Source organism: Halanaerobium sehlinense (assembly GCF_055379485.1).
In genome coordinates, this window is record NZ_AP042442.1 from 2,373,045 (window position 1) to 2,392,894 (window position 19,850).

The 19,850-nt window shown below is 36.8% G+C and carries 17 protein-coding genes; all 17 read right to left on the reverse strand.

Going from position 1 to position 19,850, the window contains the following annotated elements; translation table 11 throughout:
- Positions 1–146: 146 nt before the first annotated feature.
- The 17 genes from ACZ446_RS11620 to ACZ446_RS11700 all read right to left on the reverse strand — a co-directional run bounded on the left by ACZ446_RS11620 (position 147) and on the right by ACZ446_RS11700 (position 19,647).
- Positions 147–1,136 (reverse strand): sugar phosphate isomerase/epimerase family protein, encoded by a 990-nt coding sequence (locus tag ACZ446_RS11620; RefSeq protein WP_464392716.1) that lies wholly within the window; start codon positions 1,134–1,136, stop codon positions 147–149.
- Positions 1,137–1,192: 56 nt separating this feature from the next.
- The gene (locus ACZ446_RS11625) at positions 1,193–2,341 is read right to left on the reverse strand and encodes a Gfo/Idh/MocA family protein (protein ID WP_464392717.1); all 1,149 of its coding nucleotides are present in this window, start codon (positions 2,339–2,341) and stop codon (positions 1,193–1,195) included.
- A gap of 27 nt (positions 2,342–2,368) precedes the next feature.
- Positions 2,369–3,409 carry an ABC transporter permease gene (locus ACZ446_RS11630; RefSeq protein ID WP_464392718.1) on the reverse strand — a complete coding sequence of 347 codons (1,041 nt, stop codon included), beginning with the start codon at positions 3,407–3,409 and terminating at the stop codon, positions 2,369–2,371.
- On the reverse strand, positions 3,399–4,916 hold the full coding sequence (locus tag ACZ446_RS11635; protein ID WP_464392719.1) for a sugar ABC transporter ATP-binding protein: 1,518 nt from the start codon (positions 4,914–4,916) through the stop codon (positions 3,399–3,401). Before ACZ446_RS11635 ends, ACZ446_RS11630 begins: the two co-directional genes overlap by 11 nt.
- Before the next feature lie 115 nt (positions 4,917–5,031).
- Entirely contained in the window at positions 5,032–5,970 is a 939-nt protein-coding gene (locus ACZ446_RS11640; RefSeq protein ID WP_464392720.1) for an ABC transporter substrate-binding protein, read from the reverse strand.
- Between the two features lie 102 nt (positions 5,971–6,072).
- Positions 6,073–7,056: a Gfo/Idh/MocA family protein gene (locus tag ACZ446_RS11645; RefSeq protein WP_464392721.1), complete on the reverse strand. Its 984-nt coding sequence runs from the start codon at positions 7,054–7,056 to the stop codon at positions 6,073–6,075.
- An 18-nt stretch (positions 7,057–7,074) separates the two neighbouring features.
- Positions 7,075–7,887, reverse strand: a complete 813-nt coding sequence (locus ACZ446_RS11650) for a sugar phosphate isomerase/epimerase family protein (protein WP_464392722.1) — start codon at positions 7,885–7,887, stop codon at positions 7,075–7,077.
- A 4-nt stretch (positions 7,888–7,891) separates the two neighbouring features.
- Positions 7,892–8,839, reverse strand: coding sequence for a sugar phosphate isomerase/epimerase family protein (locus ACZ446_RS11655; protein WP_464392723.1), 948 nt, complete (start codon positions 8,837–8,839; stop codon positions 7,892–7,894).
- Positions 8,840–8,851: 12 nt separating this feature from the next.
- A complete protein-coding gene (locus ACZ446_RS11660) occupies positions 8,852–9,823 on the reverse strand; it encodes an ABC transporter permease (RefSeq protein WP_464392724.1) in 972 nt (323 codons plus the stop codon).
- Positions 9,807–11,324: a sugar ABC transporter ATP-binding protein gene (locus ACZ446_RS11665; RefSeq protein ID WP_464392725.1), complete on the reverse strand. Its 1,518-nt coding sequence runs from the start codon at positions 11,322–11,324 to the stop codon at positions 9,807–9,809. Before ACZ446_RS11665 ends, ACZ446_RS11660 begins: the two co-directional genes overlap by 17 nt.
- Before the next feature lie 60 nt (positions 11,325–11,384).
- Positions 11,385–12,428 (reverse strand): sugar ABC transporter substrate-binding protein, encoded by a 1,044-nt coding sequence (locus ACZ446_RS11670; protein ID WP_464392726.1) that lies wholly within the window; start codon positions 12,426–12,428, stop codon positions 11,385–11,387.
- A 150-nt stretch (positions 12,429–12,578) separates the two neighbouring features.
- On the reverse strand, positions 12,579–13,841 hold the full coding sequence (locus ACZ446_RS11675; RefSeq protein WP_464392727.1) for an ROK family transcriptional regulator: 1,263 nt from the start codon (positions 13,839–13,841) through the stop codon (positions 12,579–12,581).
- Positions 13,842–14,043: 202 nt separating this feature from the next.
- A complete protein-coding gene (gene mtnA, locus ACZ446_RS11680; protein WP_464392728.1) occupies positions 14,044–15,102 on the reverse strand; it encodes an S-methyl-5-thioribose-1-phosphate isomerase in 1,059 nt (352 codons plus the stop codon).
- Between the two features lie 243 nt (positions 15,103–15,345).
- Positions 15,346–15,990: an L-fuculose-phosphate aldolase gene (locus ACZ446_RS11685; RefSeq protein WP_464392729.1), complete on the reverse strand. Its 645-nt coding sequence runs from the start codon at positions 15,988–15,990 to the stop codon at positions 15,346–15,348.
- Positions 15,991–16,157: 167 nt separating this feature from the next.
- Positions 16,158–16,391, reverse strand: coding sequence for a hypothetical protein (locus ACZ446_RS11690; RefSeq protein WP_464392730.1), 234 nt, complete (start codon positions 16,389–16,391; stop codon positions 16,158–16,160).
- A complete protein-coding gene (locus ACZ446_RS11695) occupies positions 16,315–17,631 on the reverse strand; it encodes an IS91 family transposase (RefSeq protein ID WP_464392731.1) in 1,317 nt (438 codons plus the stop codon). Before ACZ446_RS11695 ends, ACZ446_RS11690 begins: the two co-directional genes overlap by 77 nt.
- 153 nt (positions 17,632–17,784) lie before the next feature.
- A complete protein-coding gene (locus tag ACZ446_RS11700; RefSeq protein ID WP_464392732.1) occupies positions 17,785–19,647 on the reverse strand; it encodes an S-layer homology domain-containing protein in 1,863 nt (620 codons plus the stop codon).
- Between the last annotated feature and the right edge of the window lie 203 nt (positions 19,648–19,850).

A 19,850-nucleotide genomic window follows, 5' to 3' on the forward strand; every position in this document is an offset into this window, starting at 1 on the left:
TAATTAATAAAGTATTCATGTATACAAACCTTTACACGCACCGTGAACCTGTCATGTTATGTCGAAATAACTGTAAGAAAAAACAGTTAGCAAAGTTTCAGCTAACTGCTTTCAGATCCAATTATTTATTTTTAAGAATTGATAACTCACTTCTCCATCGAATCATCAAAGGCCAGATTGGAGGGATCAAAGTCAACATTACGAACAAAGCGGAGGGCTTCTTCTGCTCCATAAAGGCGGTCCATTCCACTGTCCTCCCATTCAACAGAAAGGGGACCTCTATAATTCATCTTGTTTAGCTCTCTGATGATTTCATCAAAATCTATGGCACCATGACCTAAAGACCTAAAATCCCAGCCGCGGCGCCGGTCACCAAAGGGCAGATGTGAACCCAAGATTCCTTCTCTTCCATTTAGGGTAACAGCTGCATCTTTCATATGCACATGGTAAATTCTTTCACTAAAATCTCTTAAAAATAAATGAGGAGTCATTCCCTGCCAGATTAAATGGCTGGGGTCAAAATTAATTCCAAACTCCGGCCGCCACTCAAATTTATCTAAAAGCTTTTCAGTGGTATAAAAATCAAAGGCAATTTCAGTTGGATGGACTTCAAGAGCAAATTTTACTCCATTTTCTTTAAATACATCTAAGATTGGATTCCAGAGCTCGACAATTTGGTCAAAACCTTCTTCTATCATTGCCTCTGTAGTTTTGGGGAAAGAATAGAAAAATTTCCAGATCGGTGAACCGGTAAATCCTGTTACTACCTCAACCCCTAAATTTTTAGCAGCTACGGCTGTCAGCTTCATCTCTTCTACTGCCCATTTTCTAATTTCCTTCGGTTTACCTGCATATTTTTCTGGGGCAAAATTATCAAGCCTCGGATCATAACGGTCTCCAACACACTGACCTGCTAAATGGTTGCCAATCGCCCAGACACCTAAATTATTTTTATCCAGTATTTCAAGCTTTTTTTCAACATAAGAGCTCTCTTCGGCTGCTTTTTGAACATCTAAATGATCTCCCCAGCAGGCAATCTCAAGTCCATCATAGCCTATACCACTCATTGTTTGGGCCAGCTCTGAAAATGATAAATCAGCCCACTGACCGGTAAAAATAGTTACTTTTCGTCCCATTTTCTACACCCCTTTAGATAAAAGTTATCATTTTAGTCTTTAATTTTTAGGCTTTTTTAAACTTCAACCCATTTTTCTTCTTTAGAGCTTTTTAAAATTGCCTCTGTGATTCGAACTTCTAGAGCTCCATCAGCAAAGGTGGCAAAATCATAATCTACCGGATCCCCAGCCTCCAAAATACATTTATAAAATTCTTTGATTGAATTTTTTAATCCTTCTGACCAACCTTCAATATGACCACCAGGGTAATAACAGCGTTCTGCCGCTTCACTGCTTAATAAAGAAGGATCGCGACTTAAAATTTGATTAGCCTGATCGCGGTGACCAATAAATAGCTGGTTGGCGTTTTCCTGAGACCAGCTTAAACTTTTTTTGCTGCCGCTGATCTCTATAAATAGATCATTTTTATGGCCGGCATCAACCTGGGAAACAGTAAAATTACCGGCTGTTCCGTCTTCCATTTCAAAAAGAACTGAGGCATAATCTTCCGTTTCAACCGCAACCTGCTCATATTTTTGCTCATCACTTTTCTCTGCAAAGGTTTTAATCTCAGCAGCTGGTTTTTTCCTTTCTGGATGAACTACTGCAGTTTTAGCAGTTAAACGCTTGATTTTTTTATCAGTTAAATACTGCAGCAGATCACAAAAGTGGGAACCTATATCAGCAACAGCTCTGGATTTTCCACCCTGTTCTGGATCAACCCGCCAGCTGTAATCATCTTCAAAAAGCATCCAATCCTGCAGATAAAAACCCCGCAGATGAAAGAGCCTTCCCAGTTCATTTTTAACTTTCTGCTTCATTTCTTTAACCAGGGGATAATGCCGATAATTATAATTTACCCCGGCGTAAATATCTCTATTTGCTATAATTTCTAAAAGCTCATCTGCTTCTCTGCTGTTTAGCACCAGTGGTTTTTCGGAAAAGACATGCACACCAGCTTCCATAAAAGCTTTGTTAATCGGAAAATGAAGATGATTGGGAGTACAATTGTGAACTACATCTAAGTCTTCTTCTGTCAGCATCTCCTCATAGTCAGCATAATAATTGGGTATATTTAATTTTTCTGCAGCTTCTCTGGAAGATTCGAGGGAGCCAACTGAAACTGCTCTAATCTCTAGATCTATGCTGCTCAATCTTCTTAATGCTTCAATATGGGCCTCACCTACAAAACCAACACCTATAATCCCTACTTTCAATTTAGCCATCAAATCACTCCTTTCTTCTCATACTATCTAAACTGTTTTCTGTTTTTTCTGCATCAGTACAGCTGCAATCAAAATTAAACCCTTAAAAGCTTCTCTTAAGAATGGGGGGACTCCGATCAAATTAAGCAGGTTATTCATCACTGCAATAATTAAAACACCAAGCAGGGTTCCAATAACAGTACCCCGCCCCCCACTCATGCTGGTTCCACCAACTACAGCTGCTGCAATTGCTTCCATTTCATAACCGCTGCCGGCATTTGCATAATCCATCGATCCAATCCTGGAAACCTGAATAATTGCTGCACAGGCCACTAAAAATCCTGTAATAGCATAAACTCTGCGCTTAACTTTCTTAACATTAACCCCGGAAAGATTGGCTGATCTTTCATTTGAACCAACAGCAATTATCTGACGGCCAAAGGTCGTACGTTTTGACATAAAATAAAGGGCTGCTGCTATCAAAAGCCAGTATATTATCGGCATTACACGAAAACTTCCAATCTGAAAATTTGAAATAGGTAAAAACTCCATCGGCACCCTTGGATTATATCCCTGCATAAAATGCTGGGTTACACTGCGATAGAATTTCATGGTTGCCAGGGTTACTACAAAAGGCGGAATCCCACCTCTGGTAATTAATAATCCGTTTAAGTTGCCGAGAAAATAACCGAAAGCTAAAGAAAGGATCACTGCAATTAAGATTGCAGGAATACCTTCGATCCCTAAATTAATCAAAATTCCATTAGGTCCTCTGTCGATTAACATCATCAAAGCTGCACCAACAGCAACCATTGTTGAACCAACAGAGAGATCTATACCAGCTGACATAATAACAAAAGACATTCCCAAAGCTATTAATCCAACTCCAGCATTGTTTCTTAAAATATTGATCCAGTTATTAGTCCAGGTAAAAAACCAGCTGCCAACAGAGTCATAATCAAAGCCCAAACTCCAGGTCTGCAAAATTATCATCACAAGTAAGGCAATACTGGTGCTGAAGATCGGTTTATTTGTCCAGTTATTTAAAAACCACTCTTTGATTCCATTCTCTTGATTTTTATTCTGCATTGTCTGCCCCCTCCTGAACTGTATTTGCTCTGGCACCAGTTGCCAGCCTCATAATTTCATGTTCGGTCATCTGTTCCCGGTTCAATTCTCCCTGGATTACTCCGTGGTACATTACCAGAGCTCGATCACAGATTCTAATTATCTCTTTAGCCTCACTTGATAAGATCACTACAGCAATCCCTTCTGCTGCCAGCTTTAAAATAATATCATAAATATCTTCTTTTGCACCCACATCGACTCCCTGAGTTGGGTTATCTAGAATAAAAATATCAGGATTTGCAGTCAGCCATTTAGCCAGCACAATTTTTTGCTGATTACCACCAGAGAGACTGTTGATTGAATCAGTTTTTTTGCCCATAACAATTCTAAGCTTTTCTATCTGCTCTTTAAATTTTTGCTCCTGTTTTTCCTGATCAATTACACCCCAGTTATCAAATAAGGGCCAGGTAACTATCGAAGCATTATCAAAAATATCCATATCTTTTATAATTCCATTTTCTTTGCGGTTTCTAGGTAGATAACCGATTCCCTTTTTAAGAGCATCAGTTGTATTTTTAATTTTAACCTGCTGTTCATTTAAATATAGTTTGCCTTTTTCAATTTCTCCACTGCCAAAAATTGCCTGGAAAAGTTCTCTTCTGCCATCTCCCAAAAGTCCAGTCACTCCCAGGATTTCTCCTTCATGGACAGCAAATGAAATATCTTTGAAATCGTTATTGTAGGTTAAGTTTTCTGCCCGCAGTACTTCTTTACCCCTTACTTTTTCCCGCTCTAAAGAATTCGTCTCCAGCTCATGGCCCACCATGGCTTTTGCCAGCTGGTCTACATCAACATCTTTGACAAGACCTTCAGCTACTAGAGATCCATTTCTAAGTACAGTATAGCGGTCACAAAACTCTATTACCTCATTTAATTTGTGTGAAATAAAAACTATACCTACATTCTGCTTTTTTAAAGTTTCCATCATCTCAAAAACCCGCTCAATTTCCTGATCAGTTAGAGAAGTTGTCGGCTCATCCATAATAATAATTGAAGCATCCATCATGATTGCCCGGGAAATCTCAACAATCTGCTTATATGAAGTATCAAGATCTCGGACCATTGTTTTTGGATCCAATTCAATCTCCATCTCCTCAAAAACCTTTTTAGTTTTTGCAATCATTTTTTCTAAGTCTAAAACCCCACCCTTTTTCTTTAACTCCCTGCCGATAAACATATTCTCATAAATCGGCAGATCATTGATCAGATTCAATTCCTGATGGATAAATGCAATCCCTGCTTTTAAGGAGTCGGCAGGTCTTTCAAATTTAACCCGCTGGCCGTCAATTAAAATTTCTCCCCGATCAGCCGGCAGCACCCCCCCTAAAATATTCATTAAGGTTGACTTTCCGGCTCCATTTTCTCCAATCAGGGCACAAACTTCTCCCCCCTCAACGTTAAAGGATACATTTTTTACTGCTTCAATGGCCCCAAAGTTTTTTGATATATTTTTCATTTCTATTTTCATCAGACCACATCCTGTCAATTTAAATCAGAGGTTATGGTTACTATAACCTCTGATTTATTTCTATTTAATATCTAAACATTAGTTTGATTCTAATCAGCAGAAGACTATCCTGCTATTAATATGGAGAATCTGGATCTAAAAACTCTTTGTAATTAGTGCGGTCAACTATAGTTGTAGGAATAATTTTTTCTTGAGGTACCTCTTCACCATTTAGAATATCTAGTGCCATATCAACTGCATCTTTAACCATTGCTGGTGAATAGAGTGCAGACTGCAGCCAGATATCTTGATACTCAGGCATCATTTCGAAATATTCCTGCATTCCGCCACCACCGGTAACTACTTTAATATCTTCCCGGCCGGCTTCCTCAATTGCTTTTACTACTCCAATCGAAGTTTCATCGTCCATGGAATATACAGCATCAATTTGGTCATGTCTGACTAAAATATCTGACATATCATTTAAGCCAGCTTCTCTTGTAAACTGAGTTGCATAGGTATGCAGTTCATAATCAGCACCGATTTCATCTAAAGTATCTAAAAATCCTTCTTTACGGAGTTCAGAAACTGAGCCAGCTGTTGGCACTTCAAGAATTACAACTGTTCCCTCTTTACCAATCTTGTCAGCTATATAGTGGGCTCCCTGAACACCCATATCATAGTTATCACCGGCAACACGGTAAACACCATCTACATCAATTTCGATGTCAAAGTTAACTACTTCTATGCCATCCTGAATTGCCATTCTAATTGGAACTTCCATTCCGGTCCACTGTGGAAAGGCAACTATTGCTTCTGCTCCCCAGGTTTTTAAGTCATCAAGCTGTGAAGTCATTTCAGAAGCATTGCTGCTGGTCTGGATTCGATATTCGATTTTGTCAGAAAGTTCTTCCGCCCGGGCTTCAGCATGATAGGCTACTGCTGCCACCCAACCATGGGTAACTGCTGGAGCTAAAATACCAATCTTATGCTTATCCTGGGCACTTACTCCACCGGCAAAAACAAGTGTTAACAACAAAGAAACCATAACTAAGAGTACTAATACTTTTCTCATAAAAAATTTCCTCCTTCATTTTAGTTGACTATCAGCCAGAAAATAGACAGCAAATTAATTAAAATATCATTGAACTAGAAGTTTTAAATCTTTTTATGTCTTTTAATGATCACCCTCTTTTAAACCGGCAATTTCTTCTAAAATACCGGCAGTTGTGATTAGCTGTTCTTTAGTAATTATGTCTGAAGGAACTCCTTTTTCAGCACAGTCTATAAAATGAGAAAGCTCATGGTAGAACATAGCTGTTGGTGGTAAATTAATTCCAGTTTCAATTTTCGGTTCAGCCTCTGTTTCAAAGGCAAAAGCTTCTCCCTCAGCCGGGTAGAAGATCAGCTGATCTTCATTAACCAATAGTCCATCTTCAAAATACACCCGCCAGCGAGCTGTAAAGGGATAGTTAGCATTGTACCAGGCTGCTTCTGCCCCAACACTTAATTCACCAAATTGATAATTAAAGCGGTAATGCTCCCTGAACTTGCTGTCTTTTCTGCCAGCAGCTGTATAACTATAGTTTGTAGGTTCTCCAAAAAGACTGACCATCAGATCAAGGTCATGGATATGCAGGTCAAAGGGCAAAAGACCACTTTTTTTCTTGTCAAAGAGCCAGCCTCCAGCTGACCAGTCAGGTGCAGCAGTTAAACGGGTGAAATAAGCATCAAGCACCTTTCCATATTTACCACTTTGAACAGCTTCTTTTAAAATTTCTACTTCTTTAGTAAAGTGTAGAACCTGACCGACAAAAACTAGAGCATCTTTTTCTGAAGCCAGAGCAAAAACCCGCTCTGCATCCTCCTGATGGAGGGCAATTGGTTTTTCAATAATTACATTTTTACCGGCTGTTAAGGCCTTTAAAGCTAATTCAACATGCAGGAAAGTCGGTGTGCAGATATCTACTAAATCAACATCTTCTTTTTCCAGCAGAGCCTCCAGACTTTTGTAAGCTTTAATTCCCCATTTTTTTGCTTTTTGCTGATCAGATTCTGAAGGCGCTACAACTGCTATAACTTCTGCCTTTTCTATCTGAGCATAGTTATGATAATGGACAGTTCCCATCCCACCAACACCAACAATAGCTATTTTCTGCATCTACTCCCTCCTTTCAAATCAAAAATCTATCCCTATTTCTTTGAGGTAATTGTAGGAATCTTGTACTGCCTGGTTTACTTCCTCTAAATCTGCAGGGCCAGCTTCGGTAAATTCTATCTCAATACTTAAAGGTGCATTGTTTTCTGCTGCCGCCAACACCTCAAATATTTCCTTGAAATTTAAATCTCCCTGACCGACTGCAGGAAAGTTCCATTCATCCTGAGCTCCTGCTTTATCTTTAAGATGAATGTGACCTACTTGATCAACGGCAGTTTTAAGGTCTTTAGCTAAGTCTACATCACCATAAAAAATAGCATTTGCTGTATCATAATTTACTACAACTCGCCTGGAATCGATTAAATCTACAATCTTTTTTAGATGTTTTCCTGTCGCGTGTTTGCCGTGGTTTTCTAAGCCCAAGATAAGGTCATATTCTTCCAGATAGGGAATTAAGTTTTTAATGTTTTGGGCTACCTGTTCATCTGAAGCCTCTGCCTGATCTTCTAGATGGGCCTCTCCAATTGAAGAAATGATATATTTGCTTTCGAAAAAAGCAGCCAGTCTAATATTAGCTATAAAATCGTTAAGCCGCTGGTCATCCATCAAATTTGTGTGGCCGCTTAAAGAAATAGGTGTCAGCCCAACTTCCTGCAGCCGATCTTTAATCTGATATAGTTCTCTAAAAGACATTGTTGGAAAAACATGTTCTGTCCAGCCCTTAGTGGCAGTTAACTCGATATAATCAAAACCAGCCTCTTTAATTCCTTTAATCGCTTCTTCTAGAGAAAATCCATGGTAAGTATTTGAATTAATTGCGATGATTTTTTTCAACCTCTCACCCCCTTTTTAATTCTTTTTCTCTATCTCTAAAATAATCTCTAGTTTGCTTGACTAAGAAATCATATTTTCTCTCATTCCCCTCTTGATTCATCAAACTGTAAGGATTTCCTCCCACACCCAGCGGCTCACCAGTAACAAATTTATCACCCTGGTTATAGCCGATTAAATATAGGGCAGCAATAACTAAATCGATATCGGTCATGCCCATTCCAATTGCACCTCGATTACTGTCTGCCAGATGAAGATTTACCAATTTTTCATCAGCTGCTAAAATAGCCTCACCCAGATGTTTTTCTTCATTCAGCATATGAAAAATATCTCCATTTATATGCTTAATTCCAGGATGATCAATTTTTTCTATATAATCAAGCGCTTTTTCAACAGTATTAATTAAATTAACCTCAGCCGAGCGAATTGGCTCAACTGCAATTTTGACAGGAGAAGATTTTACAGCTTCAGCTGCAATTTTTGCCGATTCAATGCTTCTTAAATATGCATTTTGGTCAAAGGCACCACTGGATCCAACTGCGCTGGGTACTAAAATTAGATATTTACCTCCAAGCTCTTCTAGAAACTCAACTTCATTTTTAACATAATCGACAGCATTTTTTCTAGTATAAGGGCTGTCACTTGAAAGGTCTACTTCAGTTGAATAAAGTCCACAAGCTCCTGAAACTTTTAAATCATACTTTTTTAGAAGCTCTTTAACTTCATTCAGATCGCTGCCAAATTCTTTCAGATAATGATTGCCAGCTAATTCAACATAGTTATAGCCAGCATCCTGCAGCCTTTTAAAAGATTTATCTAATTTTTCCCTACCAAACATCCAGATACTGAATGAAAGTTTGATATCAGCTTTGATTTGTTCAGGCTTATTTGCTTTTAATTCTTTAAATTTCTCTTTGATTTGATCGCTTTTAATTTCATAATTTTGTTTTTTCATAATTAACTCCTTTTAATTCATATAGGCTTTTTCAGCTCTTAATCTTAAAGAAGTAATTGCTACTGCTAAAACTATTAAAAGACCAATTGTTACTTCCTGCAGATAGGGGCTGACCTGCATCATATTTAAAGCATTACCAATTACACCCCAGAGCAGGACCCCGAAAAAAGTCCCAACTATACTACCCTTTCCGCCTGACATTGGTGCTCCTCCAATAACAACAGAACCAATTGCTTTTAATTCTATCCCAGCACCTGTTGTCGGCTGAGCTGCTCCGACTCTTGATAATAAGAGCATTGCTGCTAAACCAACGAAAAATCCATTTAAGATAAAAAATATTATCTTTGTTTTCTTAATTTTAACACCAGCTAAGTAAGCGGCCTGTTCGTTGTCTCCGATTGCGTAAACATAGCGCCCCAGCTGACTGTAGTTTAAAATATAATAAACTATAATATAACCGATAATCGCCACCACAAAAAGCAGTGGAATAAAGCCTAAAATTGAACCCCCACCCAGGGTTTCAAATTCACCGTAGATAGTCTGAATAGTACCCCCTGTTAGAGCAAGTGCCAGGCCCTGAAAGACACTTATTGCTGCTAGAGATATAATAAATGAAGGTGCATGAAAAAGTATGGAAGCCCCACCAACAAATAAAGAATTTAAGATACCAACAACTACCCCAACTGCGGCTGCTGCGGGAACAGGAATTCCTGACCTAATCAGCATAGCCATGACAACAGCAGATAGTCCTATATTTGCTCCAACTGAAATATCAAAGTTGCCTGAAATAATTAAAATTGTTGCCCCACAGGCGACAAGGCTTAAAACTGATATCTGACTTAATAAATTTTCTAAATTTCTGATAGTAAAATAACGGGGATTTACTATACCAGCAGTTATTGATAATAAAGCAATTACTACCAGCAAAAAAATCCATTGATTGCTTATAATTATCTCTTTAATTTTATTATTGGAATTTAGCATTATTATTACCTCCGTTATTTTCTATACCTAAGAAGATTTCTAATAATTGATGTTCATCAGTCTCTGCTGCAGGAATTATATCAACCAGGCTATTTTCTCTCATGACTGCAATCCGGTCACTCATTGAAATTAGTTCAGGCATATCAGAAGAGACCATCAGTATTCCTTTACCTTCTTTAGCTAATTCTGTTATCAAATCATAGATCTGCTCTTTAGCTCCAATATCTACCCCTTTAGTTGGTTCATCAAAAATAAAGATATCTGCCTTGCTTAAAAGCCACCTTGCGATTACAGTTTTCTGCTGATTACCTCCACTCAAATAACCTGCAGCTTTATCAAGCCCCTCTGTTACAATGTTTAAAGTATCTATCATCTGCTGGACCAGTTCTTTTTCTTTTTCATGATTAAGATATAAAAGTGAATCCTGATTACTAATAATCGCTATATTTTCAAGTACCGACCTTAAATTTAATAATCCCTGTTCTACCCGCTCTTCAGGTATCATAGCTATCCCATGATCTAAGGCTTCTCTGGGATTGGAAATATCAACTTCTTCATTATTAATCTTAATCAGGCCTGAATCTTTTTTCGTGACCCCAAAAATTGTATTCATTAATTCAGTTCTACCTGCACCAACTATCCCACCGAAACCTAAAATTTCTCCTTTTTTTAATTCAAAACTGATATCTTTAATCTTATTGCGGAAATTCAAATTCTCAACACTTAAAATAACTTCCCCTTTTTCTGCTTTTTCTCTCTGAAAAAATTTATTCCTTTCCCGGCCAATCATACTGGTTGTAATTTCTTCAAGCTCTACTTTATCCGCCTCAAAGGTCTTAACTTTCTCTCCATCTTTTAAAACTGTGATCCGATCACCAATTTCAAAAACTTCCTCTAAGTAGTGTGAAATATAAATGATTCCAATGCCCTGGGAAGCTAGTTTTCTAATTAATTCTATCAAAGCTTTAGTTTCTTCTATTCCTAAAGAGGCAGTTGGTTCATCCATGATTAAAATCTTAGCATCAATATGAAGTGCTTTCACAATCTGTAGTGTCTGTTTATCTGAGGCAGATAATTCTTCTATTCTTTTAGTTTCAGATATTTTTATATTGATTGAATCCATCAATTCTCTTGCTTTTTTATTCTGGTATTTGAAATCAATTTTAGAGTATTTACCCTTTTTTTCATTTCCCAAAAAAATATTATCCGCTACTGTTAGAGAATCAATTAATTCAATATCCTGATAAATTGTTGCAACTCCCTTTTCAATTGCCTGGTTTGGAGTTAAAGATTCATAACTTTTAGAAAAAAGATTTATTTCTCCATGATCAGGAATTTCTGCCCCCGAAAGTATTTTAATTAAGGTTGATTTTCCGGCTCCATTTTCACCAACCAGACAGTGTATTTCACCCGGATACAAATCAAAATCTACATTATTGAGGGCTTTTGTTTTACCAAAAGTTTTGCTGATAGATTTGAGTTCTAATATCTTTTTATCCATAATTCTCCTCCTCAATCATGGATTAGAAGGCCCCAGAAATTGGGACCTTCCAAATTAGTTTTATTCTGGCAGTTCAGCTTCGTCAGCAGGTGGTAAGTATTGACCCAATTCTGGGAAATATTCTTTAGTTAATTCAATCCAAACTCTATCTGCTTCCCATGGTACAACCTTTGTTTTATCATTAATAGTTTCCTGGGTAACAGGAATAACAGGCAGCATAATCTGTCTATTAATTTCATCAGTATTACCGGTTACTCTGTGGTATAATGCCAGTGCTGATACCATACCTTCCCAACCGGGAGAACTACTGATAGTATAATCAAGCTTACCTTCTTCTACTAAAGGAATTCCTACCGGAGAACCATTTTGAGCTATAACTGTATAATCATCCAGTAAATCCTGACCATCTAAATATCTAATTACAGCTGCAGCCATATCTTCGTTCATAATCCAGAGAATATCAAATTCTACACCTGATTGAATTAAATCCTGGACTTCATTTACAGCTACAGAAGGATCATAAGCTCCTTCTCTCATTGTTACTATTTCATTTTCGCCAAGTTCTTCGACTCTAGTTCTCATTGCTTCATTAATGACCTGAACTGGTCTGTGTGATAATAGACCGGCGATAATCGCAATTTTATCTCCGGGGTAATTTTCTGCCATATATTCAGCATAATTAACGCCCATTCCAGCCCAATCAAAGTCAATTGCAGCAGTGATATCATGTTCCGTTTCAAGAGCCTGACCCACATTATCTACTGTAACAAGAGGAATATTCTCGTCGTTAGCTTTATCAGCTGCAGTTATCGCGCCCTGCTGATTAAAAGAAAAGATCGCCATTCCATCTACTCCCTGTGCCAGCATTGATTCAATATTAGAAACCTCAGTTCCCACATCATACTGGGAGTTCATAACTATTGTTTCAACACCGAGCAGTTCACAGGCCCACTGAAAACCTTCTACATCTCTTTTGTACCAGGTGTCAGGCCCAGGAGTAATATAACCGAATGTAAGTTCTTCATCCTGTGCTAATACTGCTGCACTGGAAAAGACCGTTCCCAGCAAAAACAGAAAGACCAAAAATAATGTAATTTTTTTCATTATTCACCCTCCTAATTTTTTCAGTAACAATTCAAACTGGACTTTTTATTATCAGCAGTTGGCTTCCAAAACAACTTCTAAGCTGGCCCAAATATGGTCTTTTTACACTAAAATCACCTCTCTTATAAATTCTGAAAAAAGTCTAAGATATTAGTCACTACTGCTGTCTAAATAAACCATTTCTGTTACATTATCATGCGAATATATTTCATTAACTGCCATGGCGGCAGCTCCGATAACTGCAACCTGATCATTTTTTTGAGATAACTCTATTTCTAAATCCTGAACTGCCAGTGAAGTTGATCGGCGCAGCACTTCTTCTTTAATCGCAGAAATTAAATAATTCCCGATTTTAGCAACTCCTCCACCAATAATTATTAAAGAAGGATTATAAAAATTAACCAGGCGGGATACTACCTGACCTATTTTTTGACCGCTATTTTTAACGATTTCGACTGCTGCTCTGTCATTTTTTTTAACCGCCTGTCCGACATCTTTAGCTGTCAGTTCACCTTTTTCTTCTAGAATTGACAACAGAAGATCACTTTTATTATTTTTAGCTGCTTGTTCTGCTTTTCTGGCGATTGCAGGTCCAGCTGCTACTACCTCTAAACAGCCTCGATTTCCACATGGACACAATTCTTCCTCTCCTTCTACAGCTATATGACCGATGTCCCCTGCACAACCTTTTGAACCTCGATATAATTCATCTTCACAAATAATGCCGGCACCAATGCCTGTACCAATTTTAATAAATATAAAATTGGGAACAGCTTGAGCCAGACCAGCATGTTTTTCACCAGCTGCCATTACATTAACATCATTATCAATAAAAGCAGGACAGCTGTACTTTTCCTGCAGTACCTTTTTTAAAGGATAAAGATGCCAGCCCGGCATAATAGGTGGTGAAACCGGAAGTCCTTTGGAAAATTCAACTGGCCCGGGAACTCCCATCCCTATACCAAAAATTTTTTTTGCTGCCAGCTGATTTGATTTTAAAAGATCTTCAATAAAAAGATCTATTTCTTCCATGATAATTTTAGGACCATTATTAACTAAAATTTTCTTAGAACGCAGATCAATTATCTCAGCATCTAAATTGCAGAGTCCAACATTTAGACTGGTTGCTCCCAGATCAACAGCAATTATAAAGCCATTATTTTTAGCAAATTTCAGCAGCTGCCTGTTTCTGCCGACACTGCCAACAGACTTATTTTCTATTTCAGCTTCGGTAATTAAGCCCATCTCTAAAAGCTTTTTGGTATGCACACTTACTGTTGATTTTGACAACCCAGTCTTTTTTACAATGTCTGTTCTGGAAAGCGGACCTATATTTTTAATTATTCGAAAGATAGCTGCTCCAGCTGCCGGACCAGACCAACCAAAAATCTTTTTACTATCTATTCTAACCATAATCGTCCCTTCTTTATTAATTATTATTAGAGAGCTGAATTTCTAATATTGTTTATTTTCTGAATATTTTATTTAAAAATAATATTCTATTAATTTTATTATAGTTTATATTAGTTCGGAAGTCAAACAAATTAAATTCAAAAATTAATTTCCAAAAAAATTACTTAGATTTGAATTATCTTAAGGTTTTAAAAACAGCTATTTAATTATCGAATAATTTTTCTATATTTTCTTTAAAAGGAGCTTTAATAATCCCTTTCTCAGTTATTATTGCTGAAATGTACTTAGTTGGGGTAACATCAAAGGCTGGATTATAAGCTTTAACTTCCTTTGGAGCTGTTCGTCGTCCAAAACCATTTTTAATTTCTTCGGGATCTCTTAATTCAATTTCAATATCATCTCCAGTTTCTGTTTCCAGGTCAATTGTAGAAGTAGGTGCTAAAAAGTACACTGGAATCCCATATTCTTTAGCTAAAATTGCAACTCCCAGGGTGCCAATTTTATTTGCCGCATCCCCATTAGCTGCTATCCTATCTGAGCCAACCAAAACTGCATCTATTTTGCCCTCTTTCATTACCTGAGCTGCCATATTATCTGTAATAACTGTAACATCTAGTCCTGCTTGATGTAATTCAAATGCAGTAATTCTGGAACCCTGCAGAAGTGGCCTTGTCTCGTCAGCGTAAATTTTAAAATTATAACCCTGGTCATAACCCAAGTACATTGGTGCTTCAGCTGTCCCATAGCCAGATGTTGCAAGTCCTCCAGCATTACAGTGAGTTAAAAGCCTCATGCCGGGTTCTAAAAGTGTTAAAGCATGTTCTCCTATTGCAATATCCATTTCTTGATCTTCTGCAAATATTTGATTGCTTTCTGCTAATAATGCTTTTTTCATTTCAGCTGCAGTTTTAGAATTTTCTTTTTCAAATTCAAATCTTTTTTCCATTCTTTTTAAGGCCCAAAATAGATTAACAGCTGTTGGTCTGGAAGTAGCTAAATAGTCACTAACATCTTTTAATACTTTTTCAAGTTCTGCGACAGATTCTGTTTCTACTTTGTTTACACAAACATAAAGACCATAAGCGGCGGCGATTCCAATAGCAGGAGCACCCCTTACCCTTAATTTTTTAATTGCTTCCCAGATCTCCTCTTTTGTATCAAGTTCTAAATACTTTTCCTCTTCCGGTAATAAAGTTTGATCTAACAATACTAATTTATCCTTACTCTGATTCAATTTTGCAGGCACAATACTTTTGGTCATTATTATTCCCCCTAATGTTTTATTCTAAATTATATAAATTGATCATAATAAATAATTTTTACTCCATTCTATTTTTTAAAATAATTAATGCTGCCATATTACTTTTTTATTTCTACAAAATTGTCTGCACACCTTCAAAATATATTTTTTATATCCAAAAAACGGCATAGGCCCCTTTTCATTAAGGAGACCTAGCCGTTTTTCATTTGCCATCTCATTTGATTCTTTTTAAATCTCTACTAACTATCTAGCCTGACCATAAGTTTTAAACCGTTCTTTCATTACTTCCATTTCTTGATCAGGAAGAATAACTGGTTCACCTATTGAACGTGCTCTATAGTATGTTTCTGCTACATATTCCAGTTCCTCAGCAGTATTAAATGCATTTTCTATGCAGTCTGCACCTGTAAGTAAACCATGATTTGCTAGCAGAACTCCATATCTGTCTTTCATAGCTTCAAAGGCGTTTAAGGCAAGCTGTTTTGTTCCATAAGTTGCATATTCAGCACACCTAACATTGTTTCCTGCCAGGGCAATCATATAATGAGAAGCAGGTAAATCTTCCCGCAAAATAGAAATAGTCGTGGAATAAATAGAATGACAGTGCACTACTGAAAAAATATCGTCCCTTTTTTCATAAAATATTTTGTGCATCGCATATTCACTAGAAGGTTTTTTATCACCTTCAACAACATTTCCATCAAGATCCATTACCACAATGTCATCTAGCCTTATATCAAAGTAATCGATACCACTGGGACTAATTGCCATCAGTTCTTCTTCAGGATTATAAATACTTAAATTTCCTCCTGTACCCTTTGTCAGTCCACTTTCCACAAGTTTTCTTCCATATTTAATTATCTTTTCTCTCTCTAATTCTAATTTCATTTTATCCTCCTTACAGTCTGCATATACTGGTTAAATTTTGCTTTTTTAAAACTGCCTTAATGATAGTCTGACATATATTATTTTAATTGTCAAAATATTTTAGCAGAACAAAATGGCCTGACGGCCACCCTACTATAGAAGTTAATTAATATTTCTTTAGTAGGGGTTTATTTTTCAAATGTGTATTTAAACTTCATTTCCGCACCACATTCAGGACATGCCACTCCTGGCATTTCTCCTTCTTTCAAATCTTTTCCCATTGCAAACTCATCTATCACATAGCCTGGGACTTCATCTTCTTCCCCACACTTAGGACATTCGTATTTATACCACTCTTTGTCTGTGTCTTCCGGGGTATGGAATGGGATCTCCATATTTTCTTGCCAATTTTTTTCTTTCATATCTTGGATCAACCTCCCAACTATTGCTTTTAATGTATCTTCCACTATCATCGGTATGTTCTATATGATATAGAAAATCATATAATGGATGCCAGATCTCATACAAGACCATCTCTTTACCACACTTTTTACACCTGACTGGATCTTTACCAAAACTTTTTATCATTCTTTCTCTCCAGCTTAGTGATCTAGTAACTTTATACTGCATGATTAATCTCAACTGTCTTCTTTTCATGTACTTCCAGAGAGCTACTATCTTTTTTACTCTTTTTTTATAGCCTCTTCTGTAGAGTCCATATCTTCTGGTCATCTTAAAATATTTTGGGGGTATATGCATTATTATCCTGCCAATAAATTTCATCGCTGATAACTCTAATTCCACTCTCTTTTTTGTTTTATGATCTTCATACCAGAACTTTACCTTTTTCCCATCATACTCTAAAATTCTATATTCTGCAATAGCTGGTCTGGCCAAATATCTTCCTATATATTTTGCTGCTCCTCGAGCACTATTCATTCTGCTTTCTGCATTAACATAAAAGCCTTCTCTGTATCTTCTATAGAAATATTTAATCAGATTTTGTACTTTTTGATTATCTGAAAATCTTTCTTTAAAGATATCTAAAAGCACTTTCTGCCAGGCTTTTCTTAAATATTTGTAGGAAAAATATCCTACTTTACTCCACTGATTATATTTATCTAATGCGCCTTCTGCTATCAATGCATGCACATGTGGATTAAAACTCATGTCACGCCCGAAGGTATGGACTACTGTTATTATTCCAGCTTCATATTCATGAATTTTACCTTTTTCATCTATGTATCTTTGAATTAATTCTGCTACCTTATCACTTAATTCTTTTATGATATCTCTCTGCCAGTAAATATATCCTCTTAACTCTTCAGGAACTGTAAACACCATATGTCTGTGGCTGACATCTAAGATCATGTCAACCTGTTTGTCTACCCATTTATCTACATAGACTTTACCACATCTGGAGCAGAATCTACTTTTGCAGCTGAAGCTGACAATATGTTCTTGACCACAATCTAAGCATTTATACTTAGCATAACCATTTTCTGGGTTACCACATTTCATTGATTTTTCTACCTGATCAATTACATGGTTTAACATATCAGCAGGCACTCTGCCAGGAAGATGTTTAATCTTAAACTCTTCCCAGTGATCATTCAATATTGTTTTAACCTTAATATGATTTCTTCTTTGTTTTGGGCTCATAATATTTTTATCTTTCTACAAGGTTATCCACATTCCTGCAAAAGCATAATTTCCTATATAATAAAAAAACTGCCCTACTTATAAAACAGGGCAGTAATTATTTGTTGGTTTTTTGGTAAAAATTGGTCCCGTAAACGAAAGCTTCACTAATACTTAAAAGTTAACTATTAAGGAAGTGGTAAAAGCTGAACTTTCTCCTTCAACCTCAGCCGCATCACCTAAGATGTATTTTGCTTCATTTTCCCAGCAAACATTTTCCGCCAGTTCCATACCCAGATTTCCTTTAAAATAGTTATAATTAATTACATTTCTACCGTCATTGTTTTCATCTTTGTTAATAAAGGCGGCAGCAGCTGTAGTTTTCTCACTTACAGCATATTCTGTACAAAGCTCAATAACTCTAGTCTCATAGTTATCAGTATAATTATCATTGACTGTATATTCTAAAGCCAGTTTATTTTTAAAAGCTCCACTATTATTATTTAAAGCAAGCTCAAAAATACTCTTATCTTCATCATTATAGGCAGCTACATCAGACTGGATTTGGTCTCCAATCTGAACCATTGAGTAGGCGCCCTGCAGTTCATTATTTTCATTGATCTGATAGTCAGCACCTAACTTAAAGAGGTCAAAATCATAATCCTCTTCCAAATCACCTTTATACGAAGTAAATTCTTCACCTGCACTATCCACAACTGCATAAATGTCTAAATCATCAGCTGCAGCATAATCCCCTCTTAAATTGAAGAAAATATCATCTTTATCTTTAGCTTTAGAACTGTTAAAAACAGCCTGAGCTGCTGCCTTAAAGCTGTCTGTAATTGAATAATCTCTTAGCCCAAGTTCAAAATTAGTAATTTGATTTAAACCACGCATCTGATTAATTTCCCCAAAGATTTTAGCTGAATCAAACTCTTTAGCAGTCCTAATTAAGTACAGCTCATCGTTATTTTCCTGACCAAAACCACCAGTCATAAAAGTCCATTCTAAATCTAAATAGCTGGTTGTAACTTCGAGCAGCTCTGTATCTTCTTCGTCAACAAAGTACCTATTTATATGATAATCGTCAATATCTCCAGCTCTTAATCTGTTAAATAAAGGCTGATTGTTTTCGATAGTTAAAAGACCGGTATCCATTTTGAAAAAGTTCTGATCCGTTTCTGCATAAGCAAAGGCACTCTTCTCATCATTAAAGACATTAGAAACTGTATCTAATTCCAAATCAAAACTTGCAGCTCCTAAGCTGCCTCTGATTAGAAAGTCATATTCCTGCCAGAATCTCTGTTCTGCAGGTAGATCATCAGCATCTTTCCAGTCATCAATTCGATCCAGATAATCACTAATCGTTTCTCCTGCTTGAGGTACTACAGCATCACCGGCAGCATTTACTGGTAAATCCAGGTCCAGCACGTTACTGTCAGCCCAGAGCTTCATTGCAGCAGCTATTTCTTTATTAGTCTCAGCATCATAGTTAGCAATCTCAGCTGAAGTCCTGACCTCTGCCGCAAATTCAATATTGTCTTTGGGTATGTTCATTTCTGCAATCTTAGCTTCTACATCCTTTACATCATGAGCTAAGTTGCCTACCTCCACTCCTAAAGTTCTAAGTTCATCTGCCAACTCATATGTTAAAGCATCGATAATATCTGCAACATCTTCAATCTGCTGATTAGAAAGCTCATCCTGAGTATTTTTTTCCATCAAGGCTCTGACAACGGCAGCTGCATCCTGAGCCTGGGCCATATTTAAACCTGCATCCATAGCTTCCATTTCGCTTTCAATAGTATCTATAGCTCGCCCAACCATTACAGCCATCTCATACCTTGACATCTTCCGCTTCCCCTTATATTCACCGTCTGGATAACCTTCAACAATTCCGGCTTGAACCAATTTGTTTATCGCCTCATAAGACCAGTGACCTGCTGGAACATCCGAAAACGACTGAGCTCCAGCCGGTAAAACAGCCGTTAAGCTGAAAAGTACTATAATTATTAATATTAATTTTTTCACCTTCATAATCCCTCCTCATTTCTTTTATCTATTATACAACTTTAAATTGCAAATGACAAAAGCAAAAAAAATATAAGCGGACTTAAAAATTAAAAAAAGTGTTAGAAATCTCAAAAAAGGGATTAAATAAAAAAGTATCAGAAAACTGGGGAGTAAAAATCCAGTAATCTGATACTTTGTTTTTTTAGTTTAAATTGGTAAAAATTGGT

Excerpts from the sequence above, each read along its gene's own strand:
- ACZ446_RS11630 (WP_464392718.1), bottom strand. The coding sequence starts at position 3,409 with ATGCAGAATAAAAATCAAGAGAATGGAATCAAAGAGTGGTTTTTAAAT.
- ACZ446_RS11660 (WP_464392724.1), bottom strand. The coding sequence starts at position 9,823 with ATGCTAAATTCCAATAATAAAATTAAAGAGATAATTATAAGCAATCAA.
- ACZ446_RS11620 (WP_464392716.1), bottom strand. The coding sequence starts at position 1,136 with ATGGGACGAAAAGTAACTATTTTTACCGGTCAGTGGGCTGATTTATCA.
- ACZ446_RS11675 (WP_464392727.1), bottom strand. The coding sequence starts at position 13,841 with ATGGTTAGAATAGATAGTAAAAAGATTTTTGGTTGGTCTGGTCCGGCA.
- ACZ446_RS11655 (WP_464392723.1), bottom strand. The coding sequence starts at position 8,839 with ATGAAAAAACAAAATTATGAAATTAAAAGCGATCAAATCAAAGAGAAA.
- ACZ446_RS11695 (WP_464392731.1), bottom strand. The coding sequence starts at position 17,631 with ATGAGCCCAAAACAAAGAAGAAATCATATTAAGGTTAAAACAATATTG.
- ACZ446_RS11665 (WP_464392725.1), bottom strand. The coding sequence starts at position 11,324 with ATGGATAAAAAGATATTAGAACTCAAATCTATCAGCAAAACTTTTGGT.
- mtnA (WP_464392728.1), bottom strand. The coding sequence starts at position 15,102 with ATGACCAAAAGTATTGTGCCTGCAAAATTGAATCAGAGTAAGGATAAA.
- ACZ446_RS11690 (WP_464392730.1), bottom strand. The coding sequence starts at position 16,391 with ATGAAAGAAAAAAATTGGCAAGAAAATATGGAGATCCCATTCCATACC.
- ACZ446_RS11635 (WP_464392719.1), bottom strand. The coding sequence starts at position 4,916 with ATGAAAATAGAAATGAAAAATATATCAAAAAACTTTGGGGCCATTGAA.
- ACZ446_RS11700 (WP_464392732.1), bottom strand. The coding sequence starts at position 19,647 with ATGAAGGTGAAAAAATTAATATTAATAATTATAGTACTTTTCAGCTTA.
- ACZ446_RS11670 (WP_464392726.1), bottom strand. The coding sequence starts at position 12,428 with ATGAAAAAAATTACATTATTTTTGGTCTTTCTGTTTTTGCTGGGAACG.
- ACZ446_RS11645 (WP_464392721.1), bottom strand. The coding sequence starts at position 7,056 with ATGCAGAAAATAGCTATTGTTGGTGTTGGTGGGATGGGAACTGTCCAT.
- ACZ446_RS11685 (WP_464392729.1), bottom strand. The coding sequence starts at position 15,990 with ATGAAATTAGAATTAGAGAGAGAAAAGATAATTAAATATGGAAGAAAA.
- ACZ446_RS11640 (WP_464392720.1), bottom strand. The coding sequence starts at position 5,970 with ATGAGAAAAGTATTAGTACTCTTAGTTATGGTTTCTTTGTTGTTAACA.
- ACZ446_RS11625 (WP_464392717.1), bottom strand. The coding sequence starts at position 2,341 with ATGGCTAAATTGAAAGTAGGGATTATAGGTGTTGGTTTTGTAGGTGAG.